The sequence below is a fragment of the Yoonia ponticola genome (assembly GCF_014199395.1).
Lineage (GTDB): Bacteria > Pseudomonadota > Alphaproteobacteria > Rhodobacterales > Rhodobacteraceae > Yoonia > Yoonia ponticola.
The window spans coordinates 253,102-272,124 of the sequence record NZ_JACIJM010000003.1 but is presented as its reverse complement, the minus strand read 5'-3'; the positions used below and the strand labels follow the sequence as shown (position 1 = coordinate 272,124).

The window sequence follows — 19,023 nt, the reverse complement described above, 5'->3', positions numbered from 1 at the left end:
TATACCAATTAATGAGCCGCCAAGATTGTGAAACTTAATCAGGGCAGCACATTGAGAACGTGACCAATTCATCGCCAGAGGAGTGGCGGTGCGGCGGTATTTAAAAAACGATCGGGAGGGATCGCATTATGCTACACTTTAATATCCGGACAGCTTTGACATCCGCAGCACTTGGCGGCGCAATTGCTGTTGCGGGCACTGCTGCGACAGCCGTTGAATTGCGCGGCTGGAACATTCACGTCGAAGATTACCCAGTTTCTATCGCGATGGAATCGTTCGCAGCAGAAGTTGCAGAACGCACAAATGGCGAGATCACTGCAAAGACATTTCACAACGGCGTACTTGGCAGCCAGCCTGACGCGATCGAGCAAATCCGCCTTGGCGTGATTGATTTTGGCGAATTCAGCCTTGGACCGATGGGTCAGTCTATTCCTGAAACCAACGTTGTGTCCTTGCCGTTCATTTTCCCGTCGATCCCCGACATGTATGAAATGATGGACGGTGAAGTTGGCGAAGCCATCGGCGAAGGCATGATTGCCAAAGGTATCGTGCCGCTGGGGTGGTATGACGCTGGTGCGCGGTCGTTCTACAACTCTGTCCGTCCGATCAACACACCTGCGGACGTCGAGGGCTTGAAGGTTCGCGTGATGTCCAACGACCTGTTTGTTGGCATGGTCGAAGCAATGGACGGCAACGCCACACCAATGGCGTTTGGCGAAGTCTACCAGTCGATCAAAACTGGCGTTGTGGACGGTGCGGAAAACAACCCGCCATCCTACGAATCCACAAATCACTACGAAGTGGCCCAGTTCTATTCACTGACAGAGCACCTGATCATTCCAGAATGTCTGTGCATGAGCCTGAAATCATACGAAAAGCTGACACCTGAGCAGCAAGAGATCGTGAAAGAAGCGGGTCATACATCCGCTTTGCTTCAGCGCGAGCTGTGGCAGGAACGTGAAGCGGCGTCGATGGAAACCATCGCTGCTGGCGGGACGACTGTGAACACGATCGAAGACAAAGCACCGTTCCAAGAGGCAATGGGTCCAGTCTATGACAAGTTCCTTGCTGACAATCCTGACCTCACTGACTTGGTCAACTTGATCCGCAACGCGGAATAAGACGCACATCGTTAAGAAGGCTCGCCCAAAATTGGGCGGGCCTTTTTCCACGGGTCGCCTGAAACATAGCGACACCAAAGTGAGGGGCTAAACGATGGTCGAGCAATCATCAAAATACGTCAGACTGGAAGCCGGATTGGACCTGATCCGCGCTGCTTGCATTTTATGCGCATCTATTGCGCTGGTGGTGCTGGTTGCGACATTCGGGTGGCTGGTTTTTGGCCGCTATGTGCTGAACGTCACGCCAACTTGGGTTGAACAATTAGCCCTTCTGTTGATCTGCTACATTGCGTTTCTTGGGGCTGCAGCAGGGATCAAAGAGAACTTTCACCTAGGCGTGAACCTGTTCCGTGACCTGATGCCAACCATTGTTCAAAAGGTGCTGATTGTGGCGATTGATCTGACATTGGCGGCCTTTGGCGCTGTGATGTTGATCGCCGGTATCATGCTGATGCAGTTCGGCTGGGATACGCTGCTGCCGATGCTGGATATCCCCGAGAGTTTCCGCACCCTTGCGATTACGTCCTGCGGCGGGCTGATCTTTCTGTTTGCAGGCACGCGCGGCGTTCTGCGTATTCTGACATTTTCCGACTGGTCGCCAGTCTCTGACATACTGGAATCCTGATCTATGGGCTTACTCATTCTGATGCTCGTCTTCGGCCTGTTGGTGGTCGTGGGGATGCCTGTGGCTTTTGCCATGGGGATCGCTGCGGCCTCTGCGTTCTGGTTCGAAGGCTTCCCGATGTTGATTACCTTTCAACGGGCCACGGCAGGTGTGTCGGTGTTTTCACTGCTCGCCATTCCGTTCTTTGTCTTTGCGGGCGAGATCATGCTGCACGGCGGCATTGCCAAACGTCTGGTAAAACTCGCCGCGGCCTTGGTCGGCCACCTCAAGGGTGGTTTGGCGATGGTGAACATTTTCTCATCCATGCTGTTCGGTGGAATTTCCGGCTCTGCTGTGGCTGATATCTCCGCACTTGGGTCGTTGTTGATCCCAGTGATGAAAGAACGCGGCTACCGGCCTGATTTTGCGGTGAACGTGACTGTGACCTCGTCGATTGCGGGTATCGTCATTCCGCCAAGCCATAACATGATTATCTTTGCGGTGGCGGCTGGCGGCGGGATTTCGATCTCGAAACTGTTTCTCGCAGGCGTTATTCCGGGCATTTTGATGTGTGTGAGCCTTGCGATTGCGGCCTACATCCTGTCGATCAAGCACAACTACCCCGCAGAGCCGTTCCCCGGTTGGCGCGAAGTTGGCCGCACGGCGATGGACGCGATCCCCGGCTTTATCACGGCGGTGATTATCGTGGGCGGCACATTGTCGGGCGTGTTCACTGTAACGGAATCCGGTGCGTTTGGGGCGCTTTATGCGCTGCTGCTGACCAAATTCTACTACCGCTCGCTGACGTGGAATGCCTTTGTTCTGGCCGTCACGGGGGCTGTGCGGACCACGGCGATGGTGATGATCCTGATCGCATTTGCGTCGTCATTCGCCTATCTTTTGGCGCTGTACCAAGTCCCAACGAAACTCAGCGATTTGCTGGTGTCGATCTCTGACAACCCGATTGTGATATTGATGATGATCAACGTGATCTTGCTCTTGTTGGGCATGATTATGGACATGGCCGCATTGATCCTGATCTGCACGCCGATCTTTTTGCCAATCGCAAAGGGCCTCGGCATGGACCCGACACAGTTCGGCATCATGATGTTGGTGAACCTCGGGCTGGGCCTGTGTACGCCACCTGTCGGGACCTGTTTATTCGTCGGCTGCGCTGTCGGGCGGATCAAAATCGAACAGGCGCTGAAATCAATCTGGCCGTTCTATCTGGCGATTTTGGTGGCGCTGATTTTGGTCACTTACGTGCCAGCCGTGTCGCTGTGGTTGCCGTCGCTTCTGGGCTAATCAAACACTATCCTGATCCGGCGAAAACCGGGTCAGGAAATCTTGAACGGCACGCTGCCACGTTTGTTGTGATCCACAACGATCTGCTTGCCAATCGGCGGCACAGAGCGGTGAAAGCAATCAATCCGTTCGCAAATCCGGCAGCTCGTGCCGATAGGGTCAAAGTTCTTGACCTCAGTGACGTCCAAATCATCAGCGTAGACCACATGGCCCGCATGTTTGATTTCACAACCCAACCCAATTGCATATTTCCGCACGGGTGATTTGAACCCCGACACCCGTTTCGTTTGCACAAAGGCAAGCGAGAGGTATTGAATGCCATCGGGCGTCACGGCCAGTTGCCGCAGGATTTCACCGGGGGATTGAAACGCATGATGCACGTTCCACAGCGGGCAGCCGCCGCCAAAGCGGGTGAATTGCAGCGTTGTGGCTGAATGGCGTTTCGTGATGTTGCCCGCCTGATCGATGCGGACAAAATAGAACGGAATGCCTTTTTCGCCGGGGCGTTGCAGGTTGCTCAGGCGGTGGCAGACTTGTTCGAGGCTGGCATCAAACTGGAACGCAAGGTTTTCCAGATCGTGCCGTTGTTCTTTTGCGGCTTGCGCAAATTCAGAGTAGGGCAGCACGACGGCGCCAGCAAAATAGTTGGCAAAGGTCATGCGGCACACATCGCGGGCGACATCGGTGTGGAAGGCCGCGTCGTCCAGTAGTTGTTCAATGAGGTCGCTCTGTTCGATCAGGCCAACTTGATAGGCGAGTTGAAACAAATTCGTGGCCATAGACGAGGCTGCATTCAGGTGGATGGTTTTGGTCGTCGGGTCATAGGCGCGTAGGGTGCTTGAGCCGGGTTTGTCCTTGCGCATCACGACTTTCACGCCGTGGGTTTTCAGCAGATAGTCCACCATATCCGCGTGACGGCCTGCATCCGAACGAGGCAGCGACAGCGCGAAGGCTTCGGCCGCGCGATCCAGCGCGTCGATGTAGTTGTCGGTGTAGTGAAAATAGTCGCGGACCTCTTCGTAGGGCAGGGGTGCAAGCGACGTTTCGTGGTCTTTCAGCGCGTTATCGACCTCGCCCAATTGCTCGCGGGACTTCTGAAACATGCGGTACAGGTCCAAAAACGCCTTTGAAATATTTGGGGCATTGGTCGCTGCGATTTTTATTTCTTGGGTCAGGACCTTGTTTTCGGTGAAAATCGGATCATTGAGGATTTCTTGAAGGTCGACGGACACCTTTCCCGCGCCATCCAAGGCCAATTCTGACAGGTCAAAGTTGAACGTATCAACCAGAGCGAGAATGACTGAACCTGACAACGCCCTCTGGTTATTTTCTATTTGATTCAAGTAGCTTGTGGAGATCGAGAGCTGCTGTGCAAAAAGAGCTTGCGTCAAGTTGTGACTCTGTCGCAAAAGGCGAATTCGGGCTCCGGCGAAGATTTTTCTTGTGTTGGTCATTGAATTACACTTTTTCGCAATTTGCACGTTTCGTCTATCATTTTGTTGCATCTTAACACGTTAAGGTCTTTGGTACCGTCGATTTTCAGTACACAATGACGTGACGGAACGTTGATTCTTTGAACGACGCGTGCCGGAAGAATACCTTTTGAATGCGCAAGCTTCCATGGGAGAGGGAGCCGCCGTTCGGTGTTCTTTCTTGTGTGACAGGGGTGGTTTTCACTCAACCCCAAGTCAACACGCGCATCGTGCGAAAATCGACGCTCCATTTCGGGGGGGAGATTTTCATTGACGACTTACGCAAAGACCTTTGCAGGCTGGCAAAACAACCCAGAGGCGTTCTGGGCTGAAGCTGCGACCGCCATTGACTGGGTGAAAAAACCCAGCGTTGTGATGGACAACAGCAATGCACCTATGACGACGTGGTTTCCGGATGGGGTTTGCAACACATGCTACAACGCCGTTGATCGTCATGTCGAGGCAGGGCGCGGCGATCAGGTTGCGATCATCCACGACAGTCCAGTGACAGATAGCGTGACCAAAATCACCTTTGCGGACCTGCAAGACCGTGTCTCCCGTTTGGCAGGCGTTCTGACCAGCCGCGGTGTCGTCAAGGGCGACCGCGTCGTGATTTATATGCCGATGGCCCCCGAAGCATTGGTCGCGATGCTGGCTTGCGCGCGGATCGGTGCGATCCATTCGGTGGTGTTTGGCGGCTTTGCGGCGCATGAACTGGCGGTGCGGATCGACGATGCGACACCCAAGGCGATTTTGGCCGCGTCCTGCGGGATCGAAGGTCAAAAGATCATCGCCTACAAACCGTTGCTTGATGATGCGATCGCTCGGGCGACGCATAAACCCGACTTTACTGTGGTTCTGCAACGGCCCCAAACGCAGGCCGATATGGTTTCCGGATATGATCTGGATTGGGCTGATGAAGTTGCAAGTGCGACACCTGTGGGCTGCACGCCTGTGGGCGGTGCTGATCCGCTTTATATCCTCTATACCTCTGGCACGACGGGTCAGCCAAAGGGCGTTGTGCGCCACAATGGCGGCCATATGGTTGCACTGAACTGGACGATGAAGAACATCTACAACGTGTCGCAAGGCGATGTGTTCTGGGCCGCGTCTGATGTCGGTTGGGTCGTGGGGCATAGCTATATTTGCTACGGTCCGCTGCTGGCTGGCTGCACGACGGTCGTGTTCGAAGGCAAACCGATTGGCACCCCAGATGCAGGCACCTACTGGCGCGTGATCCAAGATCACAACGTCAAATCGCTGTTCACAGCGCCAACCGCCTTGCGTGCGATCAAGCGGGAAGACCCCAAGGCTGAATACGTTAAGAAATACGACCTGAGCGGGTTTAACGCCCTGTTCCTCGCAGGTGAACGCGCTGATCCGGACACGATCAAATGGGCGCAACAGCATCTGCAGAAACCAGTGATCGACCATTGGTGGCAGACCGAAACGGGCTGGGCGATTGCCGCGAACCCGCTTGGGATCGAACAACTGCCCGTCAAGCTAGGCTCGCCCGCGGTTCCGATGCCGGGCTACGATATCGAAATTCTTGACGAGGGCGGCCATCCGGTGCCTGCGGGCGAATTGGGCGCGATTGCGATCAAACTGCCGTTGCCGCCCGGTGCGTTGCCGACGTTGTGGAACGCCGAAGAGCGGTTTAAATCCGCGTATTTGAACGCCTTTCCCGGCTACTACGAAACCGGCGACGCGGGTATCAAAGACGCCGACGGCTACCTGTATATCATGGCCCGCACCGACGATGTGATCAACGTCGCGGGCCACCGTCTATCCACCGGTGCGATGGAAGAAGTTCTGTCGAACCACCCCGATGTCGCTGAATGTGCGGTCATCGGGATTGGGGATGCGCTGAAAGGCCAAGCCCCGCTTGGGTTGGTTTGCCTTAACAATGGCACCGACCGATCCGAAGAAGAAATCGCCAAGGAATGTGTGGCTTTGGTCCGCAAGGAAATCGGACCAGTCGCCGCTTTCAAACGCTGTATCGTCATCGACGCATTGCCCAAGACCCGTTCTGGCAAGGTGTTGCGTGCGACGATGGCATCGATTGCCGACAGCAAACCTTGGAAATTGCCAGCCACGATTGACGATCCTGCAACACTGGATGCTATCGCCGCCCGCATCGCGGGCATCGGCGAAACGCTGTCTTAGCCATTACGTCCAATTCTACCGCGACCACGTTCGGTTTACGTCAAAGCCGTCAAAGTCCCACGATAAAAGGAATACACCATGTCCGCCGATACCAAAGCAAAGACCTACGCCCCGAGCGCCGCGACCATCGCGCACGCACATATCACCGAGGCGAAATACGACGAAATGTACGCGGCCTCTTTGGCTGATCCTGATGCGTTTTGGGGCGAGCAGGGGAAGCGGATCGACTGGATCAAACCTTATTCCAGCGTGCGCGACGTCGATTTCACTTTGGGCAACGTGCATATCAACTGGTTCGCCGATGCGACGCTGAACGTCTCTGCGAACTGCGTTGACCGTCATCTGGCGACACGTGGCGACCAAACTGCGATCATCTTTGAGCCGGACAATCCGGATGAAGACGCGCAGCACATCACCTACAAGGCGTTGCACGAATCCGTGTGCCGCATGGCGAACGTGCTGAAAGACCAAGGCGTGGGCAAAGGCGACCGCGTTGTGATTTACCTGCCGATGATCCCAGAGGCCGCTTATGCCATGCTGGCCTGTGCGCGTCTTGGTGCGATCCACTCGATTGTTTTTGCGGGCTTTTCGCCAGACGCATTGGCCGCACGGGTCAACGGGTCTGACGCCAAGGTACTGATCACAGCGGATTATGCCCCGCGTGGTGGTCGTCAGACACCGCTGAAGTCCAATGCTGATGCCGCGTTACTGCACTGCAAGGACACTGTGAAATGTCTGGTGGTGAAACGGACTGGCGGGCAGACGACTTGGGTAGAGGGGCGCGATCTGGATTACGGCGCGCTTGCTGCTGATGCTGCACCGACATGCGAAGCTGTTGAAGTCGGCGCCGAAGATCCGCTGTTCATTCTCTACACATCCGGCTCAACCGGTCAGCCAAAAGGTGTTGTGCATACGTCCGGTGGCTATCTCGTTTACGCCGCGATGACCCAAGAGTTGGTGTTCGATTACCACGAAGGCGATGTGTACTGGTGTACCGCTGACGTGGGCTGGGTCACGGGCCACAGCTATATCGTCTACGGCCCACTGGCCAATGGTGCGACAACCGTGATGTTCGAAGGCGTGCCGACGTATCCGGACGCGAGCCGGTTCTGGCAGGTCTGCGAAAAGCATAAGGTGAACCAATTCTACACCGCGCCAACAGCGATCCGTGCGTTGATGGCCAAAGGCCCTGAGTTCGTTGAAAAGTGTGATCTAAGCAGCCTCAAAGTGCTGGGCACAGTCGGCGAGCCGATCAACCCTGAAGCGTGGAACTGGTACAACGACGTGGTTGGCGGCGGCAAATTGCCCATCGTCGATACATGGTGGCAGACGGAAACCGGCGGTCACTTGTTGACGCCATTGCCGGGCGCACATGCGCTGAAACCGGGCTCTGCGATGAAGCCGTTCTTTGGGATCGAGCCTGTGGTTCTTGAGCCGACATCAGGCGACGAAATCCACGACACCGCTTGCGAAGGTGTTCTGTGCCTCAAAGGCAGTTGGCCCGGTCAAATGCGCACCATTTGGGGCGACCATGACCGCTTCGAGAAGACTTATTTCTCGGATTACAAAGGCTACTACTTCACAGGTGACGGTTGCCGCCGCGACGAAGACGGCGACTACTGGATCACAGGCCGCGTCGACGACGTGATCAACGTATCCGGCCACCGGATGGGGACCGCAGAAGTCGAATCCGCTTTGGTTGCACACCCGAAAGTCGCCGAAGCTGCTGTGGTTGGTTATCCGCATGAAATCAAAGGCCAAGGCATCTATTGCTACGTCACGTTGATGAACGACCAAGAACCATCCGAAGAGCTGCGCCAAGAGTTGCGCACATGGGTGCGCACCGAAATCGGCCCGATTGCTGCACCGGATGTGATCCAATGGTCACCGGGTTTGCCGAAAACACGGTCAGGCAAAATCATGCGCCGGATCTTGCGGAAAATCGCAGAGGACGACTTTGGCGCATTGGGCGACACGTCCACGCTGGCTGATCCGTCGGTCGTCGACGAGCTGATCGAAAATAGAAAGGGTAAGGCGTGAGTTTGTACGCAAAACGTACCGCGCTGCTACCATTCAAAGACGAGGGAAATCATGTCTGACACAAGCAAAATGCCGCAAAGCACTATGCCGGTCTTGATCCTGCTTGGGCCGCCGGGTGCGGGCAAGGGGACGCAGGCCAAACGGCTTGAGGAAAAGTTCGGTCTTGTCCAACTGTCCACTGGCGATCTGCTGCGCGAAGCGGTCGCCGCTGGCACCGATGCGGGCAAAGCCGCGAAAACCGTGATGGAAGCGGGCGGTCTGGTCAGCGACGATATCGTGCTGAATATCCTCAGCGACCGTTTGGGTGATCCTGATTGTGCGGCGGGCGTCATTCTTGACGGTTTCCCGCGCACGATCCCGCAAGCCGAAGCATTAACCGGGCTGCTTGCAGCGAAGGGCGCAAAGGTGAACGCGGCGATCAGTCTAGAGGTCGCTGACGAGGCGATGGTGGTCCGGATTTCCGGTCGCCACACCTGCGAAGGCTGCGGCGAGGGCTATCACGAGACGTTTAAGCGTCCCGTCGTTGATGGCACTTGTGACAAATGTGGGGCCACGAAGTTCCGCCGTCGTGCGGATGATAATGCGGACACCGTGCGTCACCGCTTGAAGGCGTATCACAAAGAGACCGCACCGCTGATCTCGTTCTACGACGCCGAAGGATCGCTGCATACGCTGGACGCGATGGGCGACATCGACGCGATTACCGATGCTTTACGCCAGATCATCCGTCCCATCGTGATGGATGTGCGCGGGGTGCAAAGCACTGACAAGCAGGCAAAAACAACACAACTGGAGGAAACACAATGAGTGAGAAACCGGAACCAGGCGCATATTGGGCAGCCAATTTGCGCATTATTAAGGTGAGTTTGGTCATCTGGGCCATCGTCCCTTTCGGCTTTGGCATTTTGCTGCGCCCCTTGCTGCAAGGTGTGCAGATCGGTGGCGTCGACATCGGATTTTGGGTGGCCCAGCAAGGGTCCATCCTCGTGTTTCTCGCGATCATCTTTTTCTACGCTTGGCGGATGAACAAGCTGGATCGTGAATTCGGCGTAGAGGAATAACACAATGAGTCAGTTTGTAATTAACTTGCTGTTTGTAGGCGCGTCCTTTGCGATCTACATCGGCATCGCGATTTGGGCCCGTGCCGGGTCCACGTCAGAATTTTACGCGGCGGGTCGGGGTGTTCACCCTGTCACCAACGGGATGGCAACTGCGGCGGACTGGATGTCTGCGGCGTCGTTTATCTCGATGGCGGGTCTGATCGCGTTCACAGGTTACGACAACTCGTCCTACTTGATGGGCTGGACAGGCGGCTACGTTTTGTTGGCGCTTTTGCTCGCACCTTACCTGCGCAAGTTCGGCAAATTCACCGTGTCCGAATTCATCGGTGATCGCTTCTATTCACCAACCGCACGTATGGTTGCCGTGGTATGTTTGATCGTTGCATCAACGACTTACGTGATCGGTCAGATGACGGGCGTAGGCGTGGCCTTTGGTCGCTTCCTCGAGATTTCAAACACAGCTGGCTTGCTGATCGGCGCTTGCGTCGTGTTTGCTTACGCGGTTTTTGGCGGCATGAAAGGTGTGACTTACACCCAAGTGGCCCAATACGTTGTGTTGATCCTTGCCTTCACAATTCCTGCGGTCTTTATTTCGTTGCAACTGGTTGGCACGCCGATCCCTGCATTGGGTCTGTTTAGCCACATCTCACCAGAAGCATCGGGCGGCGAAGGTAGCGTGTATCTGCTGCAAAAGCTGGACCAAATCGTCACAGAATTGGGTTTCGCAAGCTACACCGACCAGCACAAAGACAACCTGAACATGGTCTTGTTCACGCTGTCACTGATGATTGGTACAGCGGGCCTGCCGCACGTGATCATGCGCTTCTTTACGGTGCCAAAGGTATCTGATGCGCGTTGGTCTGCGGGTTGGGCGCTTGTTTTCATTGCACTTCTCTACCTCACAGCCCCTGCTGTTGGTGCGATGGCACGTCTGAATATCACAAACCTGATGTGGCCAAATGGCACGCAAGGTGACGCGGTATCTGTACAGATGATCGAAGAAGACGCACGGTATGACTGGATGAAAACATGGCAGACAACCGGTCTTCTTGGATGGGAAGACAAAAACGGCGACGGCATGATCCAGTACTACAACGATCAGAACGCGGAAATGGCTGAACGTGCTGCGGCTAACGGGTGGGTAGGCAACGAGTTGACCAACTTTAACCAAGACATCCTTGTTTTGGCGAACCCTGAAATCGCGAACCTGCCAAGCTGGGTCATCGGTCTCATGGCGGCGGGTGGTCTTGCGGCGGCTTTGTCAACGGCGGCGGGTTTGCTTCTGGCGATCTCGTCTGCTGTGTCGCACGATCTGCTCAAGGGTCAATTGACACCAAACATGTCTGAAAAGGCAGAGCTGATGTCAGCACGTGTTGCGATGGCTGTGGCGATTGTGGTGGCAACGATCCTTGGTCTGAACCCACCGGGCTTTGCGGCGCAAACAGTTGCGCTGGCCTTTGGTCTGGCGGCGGCGTCGATCTTCCCTGCTCTGATGATGGGGATCTTCTCGACACGTGTGAACAACGTAGGTGCTGTATGTGGTATGTTGGCTGGTCTCGGCTTTACGCTGGTCTACATCTTTATGCACAAAGGCTGGTTGTTCATCGACGGCACCAACTCGTTCCCTGATACGGTCGAAGGATCAATGCTGGGTATCCAGTCCACTGCGATTGGTGCTGTTGGTGCGGCGATCAACTTTGCGGTGGCGTACATCGTGTCGTTGTCCACCAAAGACACACCACAAGAGATCAAAGACCTTGTCGAAAGCGTCCGCATTCCAGCGGGTGCAGGCGGCGCGGTTGATCACTAAAACCATCGGAACCGGCGGCGCATCTGTCGCCGGTTCCACCACACATAAGGGCCTGCACCAGTGACGATCGATAACCCATCCATCCTGTCCTACTTGCACCCCTACGACGTGTTGACCGATGTGACACGCGCACAGATTTTAGACCAATGTGAACAGATTGATGTGGCCAAGGGCCGCGATATCTATGTGATCGGTGATCAGCTCAGAGGGCTGTATATCATCGAAAGCGGGCAGGTTGCTGTGACGGATGAAAATGCCGCGCCGATCTCGCTGCTACGCCGTGAAAATTCGTTTGGTGAACGGGGCTTGTTGCGCGACGGACGCGCCGCCACGAATGCCAAAGCCCAAGAAGACTGCCGTCTGTTGGTGATCCCAAGCACGTTGTTTCAAGGGCTGCTGGTCGATTGCGAACCGTTCGGACGGTTTTATCGCCGTTCTGGCAATGCCAAGCTGCAAGTCGCCTCGAAACCCGGTGATCTGACCCGTGTGCGGGTCGATGCGCTGATGTCGACAAACCCAGTTGTTTGCGCCGAAGACACCCCGATCCAAGACGCCGCCCGCATGATGCGGGACAAGAAGATTTCGAGCCTCTGTGTCGTTGATGGTGACGCATTGCGCGGCATCGTCACGCTGCGTGACTTTGTGAATAAAGCCGTGGTTGACGACTTGCCGATGACCACACCGATTGCCGCGATCATGACCAACAATCCACGGGTTTTGACGCCTGCCGCGATTGGGTCGGACGTGCTGCATCTGATGATGGAAAACCGTCTAGGGCATTTGCCAGTGATCTCGGCGGGGCGTTTGGTCGGGATTGTGACGCAGACGGATTTGACGCGGTATCAGGCGTCTCATGCGTCGACTTTCGTGGCGGAAGCTGCCCAAGCAACGACCGTGCAAGAGCTAGCTGCGATCACGGCCCGCATTCCGAAACTGCTGGTCAGTCTGGTGGCGACAGGTAATCGGCACGATGTCGTGACGCGGTTAATTACGGATATTGCGGACGTGGTGACGCGGCGGTTGCTGCGCATGGCCGAGGATAAATTCGGGACACCACCCGCGCGGTATCTGTGGCTGGCCTGTGGATCTCAAGGGCGGCAAGAGCAGACGGGCGTGTCCGATCAGGACAATTGTTTGATCTTGGAAGACGGGATTTCGGATGCGGATGCCGCCTATTTCGCCCCATTTGCGCAGTTCGTCAGCGATGGTTTGGACGCTTGCGGCTATGTGTATTGTCCGGGCGATATGATGGCGACGAACCCGCGTTGGTGCCAGCCTTTGTCAGTTTGGACCGCGTATTTCAAAGGCTGGATCGCGAACCCGAGCAAAGAAGCGCAGATGTTGGCGTCAGTGATGTTCGACCTGCGGCCCATCGGTGGGGACGAGACGTTGTTTGCCGATCTTCAGGCGGAAACCTTGCGACTGGCGGCCAGTAATTCGATTTTCACCGCACATATGGCGACAAATGCGCTGACCCATGCCACGCCTTTGGGGCTGTTGCGCGGCTTGTCTACGATCCGCGCGGGCGAACATCGCGACACGATTGATATGAAGCTGAACGGCGTTATTCCTGTCGTTGATCTGGGCCGCATGTATGCGCTGGCGGGACAACTGTCCGCGCTGAATACCCGTGCGCGCTTGAAAGCGGCGCTGGACGGTGGGATCATCAGCAACAGCGGCGGGCTTGATCTGGTGGCGGCGTATGATTTGGTAGCGCAAACGCGCTTGCAACACCAAGCAAACCTGATCAAACAAGACCTCGCGCCCGATAATTTTCTACCCCCCGCGACGCTGTCGGGGTTTGAGCGAAGCCATCTGCGCGATGCGTTTGTGGTGATCAAAACGATGCAATCTGCATTGATGCAGGGGCGCGGTGTGCTTGCGTAAATTAACAGGAGAAGCCCGATGTTTTACGAACTGATCGGCACGATTTTCGCAGGCGTTGCGGCAGCTCTTTTCATGTGGGCGGTGAACCGTGTCCTGAAGGGGCGGTTGCCGTCGTGGTTGGTGCCGGTTGCGGGTGGCGGGGCAATGCTGCTTGCCACGATCACCAGCGAATATAGCTGGTTCAGCCGGACGACGGCCACGATGCCGGGGCAATTTGTGGTGGCAGAAGCGATTGAGAACAAACAAGTCTACCGCCCTTGGACCTATATAAAACCCTATGTGAGCCGCTTTGTCGCGGTAGATCAGGGCAGTCTGCGTATCCATCCTGACAGGCCGGATCAACGGCTTGTGGACCTCGTTTTTTACGGTCGCTGGCAACAGATCGCAAAGGTGCCAGCGCTGTTTGATTGCGCCGAAAATGCCCGTGCTGATCTGGTAGACGGCGCTGAATTTGGCGCTGATGGTGAAATTCTGAATACCGATTGGCTGCAGATGGATGCAGATGCGCCGATCCTGACAACTGCGTGCAACGTGATGTGATATGACCCACCTCAGTTTGCGCATACGGGTTTTTCTGGTGTTCTGTCTGTTCGGGCTTGGCAGCCTTGCTGTGATTTTGGTCGCACTTTGGTTTGGTTCGCGGCAGTTAACCCATGCGGATGATTGGGCCGCGCTGATGACCGTCGGGATTGTTGCAGGCTTTGGGATGCTGGGGGTCACGACGGCGATTTGGTTGCTGTTTGACGATCACGTCAGCAAACCTGTGGAAGCGATTGCAGCCAATTTGCGGGTACGGGCGCATACCGATTGCGGTGCGCCGCTGGATGCAAAAGCTGCGAAATACTTGGGTGATTTGGCACCAGCCGTGACGGCGTTGCAGGCTGCGATGGACGAACGCAGTGGCGTTGAAGATGACCCTAAAATCAAGCAGCTAGCACAGCAAAGCGAACGGTTAATCGCCATTCTGACGGATATTCCCGTCGCCACGATCCTTGTCAGCGCGGAGCACCAGATCGTGCTCTATGACGGGCAAGCAGCGGCAATGATGGAACGTGTGGGAACGGCAAAGCTGAAGACGTCAGTGTTCAATTATCTGAAAGAGGCCCCAATTTTGAAGGCGCTCGCGCAGATGGCTGAGGCGCAGGAAAACCGGCTCGAAATCAAGGTAAAGGCGCATTGTGGTGATGTGTATTCTGGGCGCATTCGGACGTTTGGTGCGGGGCAGGGCTATACGCTGATGCTAGAGCCGCGCGCGTTGCTTAGCGAGGCGCGCCCGCTGACGTATGATTTTGATTTGCTGACGCCAACTGCGTCGTCGGAGTTAAGCGCGACACGTCTGCGCGACTTGGTTTTTGTGGTGTTCGACACTGAAACCACAGGGCTGGACCCTGCGCGGGACGCGGTTGTGCAATTGGGAGCGGTGCGGATCGTGAACGGCAAAGTGGTCGCAGGCGAAGTGTTCGAAAGCTTGGTTAATCCGGGCGTTTTGATCCCCGCGCGATCAACGGATGTGCACCGGATCGACGACAGTATGGTGAAAGACGCGCCCAGTTTTCAGCCCGTTTGCACGCAGTTCCACAGCTTTGCCAAAGACGCGGTGTTGGTCGCGCATAATGCGCCGTTCGACATGGCGTTTTTGACGAAAGAAGCAGAGGCTGCGGGCTTGGTTTTTGACAATCCGGTCGTGGACACGGTGCTGCTGTCTGCCGCCGTATTTGGCGGGTCGGCGGTGCATACGTTGGACGCAATTTGCGACCGTCTGAATATCACGATCCCCGACGCCGCGCGGCATACGGCACTGGGCGACGCAAAGGCTACGGCGGCAGCGCTGATCGCGATGATCCAAGCGCTTGAGGGGCGAGGGATCGCGACCTATGGCGCGCTGCTGGACGAGACCGGCAAACATTTGCGGATCTTGAAGGGCGGCAGTTAAGAGAAAACTGCGTTTTCTGCCGGGGCGCTACCCCAGACCCCGGGATTTAGAGAAAGTCAAAGAAGCACAGAGTTGGCATGCGTGATTAGCGTGGGATATCAAAGCCTTGGGGTGCGAGGTGGAAGCCGTCAAAAGTAAAGCCCGGTGAGACGGTACAACTGACCAGCGTCCAGTCGCCAGTGGTGCGGGCGGCTTGCCAGTGCCCTTCGGGCACGATGCCTTGGGGTGCGTCGCCTGCTAGGACATCGGGGCCAAGGCGCGTGTCGCGTGCGGGGCCCGCGTCGGTTGCAGAGACAGATAAAATCAGCGGCGCGCCTGCGTGATAGAACCAGATTTCGGTTGCGTCAACGGTGTGCCAATGGCTGCTGCCGCCGTCTTTCAATAGGAAATAAATGGCGGTGCCAAGTGGGCGACCTTCGTTTTGGGCAACCCATGTTTGGCGGTAAAAGCCGCCTTCGGGATGGGGGGCGAGGTCGAGTTTTGCGATGATGTCGTCGGCGGTCATATTATTTTTTACTCGACATAATAGATCAACCGATATCCGTGATCTCTGTTTCGATATCCTGCCCATCACCATCAGTGTCATCATCAATGCGTCGACGAGTGTTCTGTTGGTCAAAGGTGCCTGCAAAAATAGCGGTCGCGGCTAACATCGGGACCACGTAGACCATTTTGTCGGTAAGCCATGCTGTTGTCCAGCATGGCACCAAGATGATTGCCGCCTTTAGGGCGGCAATCTTGATATGTGGGTACTTCACTTTAAAATACTACGCCCAGCGTAGACAGCCGTTTCACCCAGCATTTCCTCGATGCGGATCAATTGGTTGTATTTCGCCAGACGGTCAGAGCGTGACAGCGAGCCGGTTTTGATTTGGCCGCAGTTTGTAGCCACTGCCAGATCGGCGATTGTGGTGTCTTCGGTTTCGCCAGAGCGGTGCGACATCACATTGGTGAAACCTGCGCGGTGCGCCATATCAACGGCTTGCAATGTTTCGGTCAGTGTCCCGATTTGGTTTACTTTGACCAGCATGGAGTTCGCAGAGCCTTTGGCGATACCGTCGGCCAGACGCGCAGGGTTTGTTACGAACAGATCGTCGCCAACAAGCTGCACTTTGTCGCCGATTTTGTCGGTCAGCAGTTTCCAGCCGTCCCAATCGTCTTCGGACATACCATCTTCGATCGAGATGATCGGGTAGTCGGATGCGAGTTGTGCGAGATAGTCGGCGTTTTCGGCGGACGTCAGGGATTTTCCTTCGCCTGCCATCTCGTATTTGCCGTTTTTGTAGTATTCGGTCGCAGCACAATCGAGCGCGAGATAGACGTCTTGACCCGGCTTGTAGCCAGCTTTTTCGACAGACTTCATAATGAAATCAAGCGCTTCACGGGTGGAGCCGATGTTCGGTGCAAAGCCGCCTTCGTCACCGATGCTGGTGTTGTGGCCAGCGGCGGACAGCTCTTTTTTCAGCGTGTGGAAGATTTCAGAGCCCATGCGCACGGCTTCTTTGATGTTGGTCGCAGACACCGGCATGATCATGAATTCTTGGATGTCGATCGGGTTGTCTGCGTGTTCGCCGCCGTTGATGATGTTCATCATTGGAACCGGCAGGGTGCGCGCAGATGTGCCGCCGATGTAGCGGAACAGTGGCTGTTCTGTGTAGTCAGCAGCGGCTTTTGCCACGGCCATGGACACGCCGAGGATCGCGTTTGCGCCAAGGCGACTTTTGTTTGGTGTGCCGTCGAGTTCGCACATTGCCATGTCGATGCCGACTTGCTCGGTCGCGTCAAAGCCGAGGATGGCTTCGGCGATTTCACCGTTTACGGCGGCGACGGCCTCAAGAACGCCTTTGCCCAAGTAGCGGGATTTGTCGCCATCGCGTTTTTCAACGGCTTCGTGTGCGCCTGTTGATGCACCCGATGGCACGGCTGCGCGGCCCATTGTGCCGTCTTCTAATGTCACGTCGACTTCAACAGTTGGGTTGCCCCGACTGTCCAGAATTTCGCGGGCGTGAATGTCGATAATCGTGCTCATAGGAGGCTCCTTAAAACGGCTATGTTAGCGTTAACTAAACTATAGCGTGGTTCAATGTGAAGGGGAAGCGCGGCGCAGTTTTGCTTCGCGCCAAAGTGTGTAAATGCCAGATGCGACGATGATGACACCGCCCAGCAACGTCAGCGCGTCAGGGCGTTCACCAAAGGCCAGCACGCCAATGACCAGCGCAAAGACCAGCCGCGAATAGCGGAAGGGGGCGACGATGGACATTTCGCCGATCCGGGTGGCCGCGACGATAGCGTAATAGGCGGACACGCCGACGACGACAGCTGCAATCAGGCGCAGCGTATCGGTGGTGTCAGGCACGAGCCACGTCGTGCCTGTGACGCCAAAGGCGAGCAGCAAAAAGCCGGTGATGATCGACACGACAAAGGCGTAAAACGCGATGACACGCGACGAAATCGTGCGCGGGATACTGCGTGTGGCAAGGTCACGCGCGGCAAGTCCCACGACGCCCATCACGGCCAGCAGAGATTTAGGGTCAAACGCATCCATGCCGGGACGGATGATTAACAAAACGCCGCACAGGCCAATCGCAATCGCGAGCCAACGCCGCCAACCAACTGTTTCACCAAGAAAAACGGCGGCTCCCAGCGTCACAACCAGCGGGGTTGCTTGCAAGATCGCAGAGGCTGTCGAGATCGGCGTCAGGGCAATGGCCGCGACAAAACCCAAGGTGCCAAAGACTTCGCAAGCGTTGCGCAACAACAGTTTCGGGTGCAAGGAATCGCGGGACCAAAGGCGGTCGCCATAGGATCGCGCGATAAAGCCAAAGATGATCGCGCCGCCGATGCCCAGCACTGTGATGACCTGACCGACGGGCAATCCCGCAGCCATTTGTTTGATCAACATGTCCTCGACCGCAAAGCCAAACATCGCCAAAACCATCAGCGCCGCACCGCGTGCATTATCCATTTTCGAGATCCTTTAAAATGCAGGCCCTACGGCTGTCGGTTTGGCGTACCCTGCCTTGACGCAAGTGGAAAGGGTCAGGTTTTCCCGCATTGTGGTAACTATTTATTCATTCAATTCTTGCAGCATGAATTTGAGCATCATCTGGGAATTTGAAAATGCGTTTTTGTATATTTGTGGTGGGTTGGGCAGCCATGACGGCCCTTGCCAGTCGGGTCGCGGCAGAGCCCGTACTGTTTAGTCTTCTTTAACCGGAACGCCGTATAGCTCCAAACGGTGACCCATCAGGCGGTATCCGAGTTTGGCGGCGATTTTTTCTTGCAGGGCTTCGATATCCGGATCGACAAATTCAATGACCTCGCCAGAGTTCATGTCGATCAAATGGTCGTGGTGTTTGCGATCTGCCGTTTCATAGCGGGCGCGGCCATCGCCAAATTCGTGCTTTTCCAAGATGCCCGATTCTTCGAGCAGTTTGACAGTGCGGTACACGGTCGCCAGCGAGATTTTAGGGTCAGCGGCCACGGCGCGATTGTACAATTCTTCGACGTCGGGATGGTCGTCGGCCGCTTCCAACACGTTGGCAATCGTGCGGCGCTGCTCTGTCATGCGCAGGCCTTTTGCTTCGCATAGTTGCAATATTACGCTGCTCATGAGTGCCTCTT

17 protein-coding genes are annotated in these 19,023 nt (G+C 55.9%); 11 read left to right on the top strand and 6 right to left on the bottom strand.

Going from position 1 to position 19,023, the window contains the following annotated elements; all coding sequences use genetic code 11:
- The first annotated feature begins 128 nt into the window (after positions 1-128).
- The 3 genes from FHS72_RS06385 (at position 129) to FHS72_RS06375 (ending at position 3,030) form a co-directional block, all read left to right on the top strand.
- Positions 129-1,121 (top strand): TRAP transporter substrate-binding protein, encoded by a 993-nt coding sequence (locus FHS72_RS06385; RefSeq protein ID WP_183527251.1) that lies wholly within the window; start codon positions 129-131, stop codon positions 1,119-1,121.
- Between the two features lie 94 nt (positions 1,122-1,215).
- Positions 1,216-1,746: a TRAP transporter small permease gene (locus FHS72_RS06380; RefSeq protein WP_183527249.1), complete on the top strand. Its 531-nt coding sequence runs from the start codon at positions 1,216-1,218 to the stop codon at positions 1,744-1,746.
- A 3-nt stretch (positions 1,747-1,749) separates the two neighbouring features.
- Positions 1,750-3,030 (top strand): TRAP transporter large permease, encoded by a 1,281-nt coding sequence (locus tag FHS72_RS06375; RefSeq protein ID WP_183527247.1) that lies wholly within the window; start codon positions 1,750-1,752, stop codon positions 3,028-3,030.
- Positions 3,031-3,062: 32 nt separating this feature from the next.
- On the opposite strand, the gene FHS72_RS06370 is transcribed toward FHS72_RS06375, so the two are convergent.
- Positions 3,063-4,484 (bottom strand): helix-turn-helix domain-containing protein, encoded by a 1,422-nt coding sequence (locus tag FHS72_RS06370; RefSeq protein ID WP_183527245.1) that lies wholly within the window; start codon positions 4,482-4,484, stop codon positions 3,063-3,065.
- 288 nt (positions 4,485-4,772) lie between these two features.
- Between FHS72_RS06370 and FHS72_RS06365 the strand changes: the two genes are divergently transcribed.
- From FHS72_RS06365 to FHS72_RS06330, 8 genes are all read left to right on the top strand, one after another.
- Complete coding sequence (locus FHS72_RS06365) at positions 4,773-6,668, top strand: propionyl-CoA synthetase (RefSeq protein ID WP_183527243.1); 1,896 nt, start codon at positions 4,773-4,775, stop codon at positions 6,666-6,668.
- 78 nt (positions 6,669-6,746) lie between these two features.
- Positions 6,747-8,708, top strand: coding sequence for an acetate--CoA ligase (gene acs, locus FHS72_RS06360; protein WP_183527241.1), 1,962 nt, complete (start codon positions 6,747-6,749; stop codon positions 8,706-8,708).
- A 51-nt stretch (positions 8,709-8,759) separates the two neighbouring features.
- Complete coding sequence (locus tag FHS72_RS06355) at positions 8,760-9,515, top strand: adenylate kinase (protein ID WP_246414532.1); 756 nt, start codon at positions 8,760-8,762, stop codon at positions 9,513-9,515.
- The gene (locus FHS72_RS06350) at positions 9,512-9,769 is read left to right on the top strand and encodes a DUF4212 domain-containing protein (protein WP_183527239.1); all 258 of its coding nucleotides are present in this window, start codon (positions 9,512-9,514) and stop codon (positions 9,767-9,769) included. Before FHS72_RS06355 ends, FHS72_RS06350 begins: the two co-directional genes overlap by 4 nt.
- A gap of 4 nt (positions 9,770-9,773) precedes the next feature.
- Entirely contained in the window at positions 9,774-11,579 is a 1,806-nt protein-coding gene (locus FHS72_RS06345) for a sodium:solute symporter family protein (RefSeq protein WP_183527237.1), read from the top strand.
- Between the two features lie 60 nt (positions 11,580-11,639).
- Positions 11,640-13,466 (top strand): DUF294 nucleotidyltransferase-like domain-containing protein, encoded by a 1,827-nt coding sequence (locus FHS72_RS06340; RefSeq protein WP_183527235.1) that lies wholly within the window; start codon positions 11,640-11,642, stop codon positions 13,464-13,466.
- Positions 13,467-13,484: 18 nt separating this feature from the next.
- Positions 13,485-14,006, top strand: coding sequence for a hypothetical protein (locus FHS72_RS06335; protein ID WP_183527233.1), 522 nt, complete (start codon positions 13,485-13,487; stop codon positions 14,004-14,006).
- A gap of 1 nt (position 14,007) precedes the next feature.
- Positions 14,008-15,399: a 3'-5' exonuclease gene (locus FHS72_RS06330; protein WP_183527231.1), complete on the top strand. Its 1,392-nt coding sequence runs from the start codon at positions 14,008-14,010 to the stop codon at positions 15,397-15,399.
- A gap of 85 nt (positions 15,400-15,484) precedes the next feature.
- Here FHS72_RS06330 and FHS72_RS06325 read toward each other — a convergent pair whose 3' ends face one another.
- From FHS72_RS06325 to FHS72_RS06305, 5 genes are all read right to left on the bottom strand, one after another.
- Positions 15,485-15,904: a cupin domain-containing protein gene (locus FHS72_RS06325; RefSeq protein WP_183527229.1), complete on the bottom strand. Its 420-nt coding sequence runs from the start codon at positions 15,902-15,904 to the stop codon at positions 15,485-15,487.
- 25 nt (positions 15,905-15,929) lie between these two features.
- On the bottom strand, positions 15,930-16,157 hold the full coding sequence (locus FHS72_RS06320) for a hypothetical protein (RefSeq protein WP_183527226.1): 228 nt from the start codon (positions 16,155-16,157) through the stop codon (positions 15,930-15,932).
- Complete coding sequence (eno, locus tag FHS72_RS06315; protein WP_183527224.1) at positions 16,154-17,428, bottom strand: phosphopyruvate hydratase; 1,275 nt, start codon at positions 17,426-17,428, stop codon at positions 16,154-16,156. Before eno ends, FHS72_RS06320 begins: the two co-directional genes overlap by 4 nt.
- A gap of 51 nt (positions 17,429-17,479) precedes the next feature.
- Positions 17,480-18,364 (bottom strand): DMT family transporter, encoded by an 885-nt coding sequence (locus tag FHS72_RS06310; protein WP_183527222.1) that lies wholly within the window; start codon positions 18,362-18,364, stop codon positions 17,480-17,482.
- A gap of 234 nt (positions 18,365-18,598) precedes the next feature.
- Positions 18,599-19,012, bottom strand: coding sequence for a Fur family transcriptional regulator (locus tag FHS72_RS06305; protein ID WP_183527220.1), 414 nt, complete (start codon positions 19,010-19,012; stop codon positions 18,599-18,601).
- Positions 19,013-19,023: the final 11 nt, after the last annotated feature.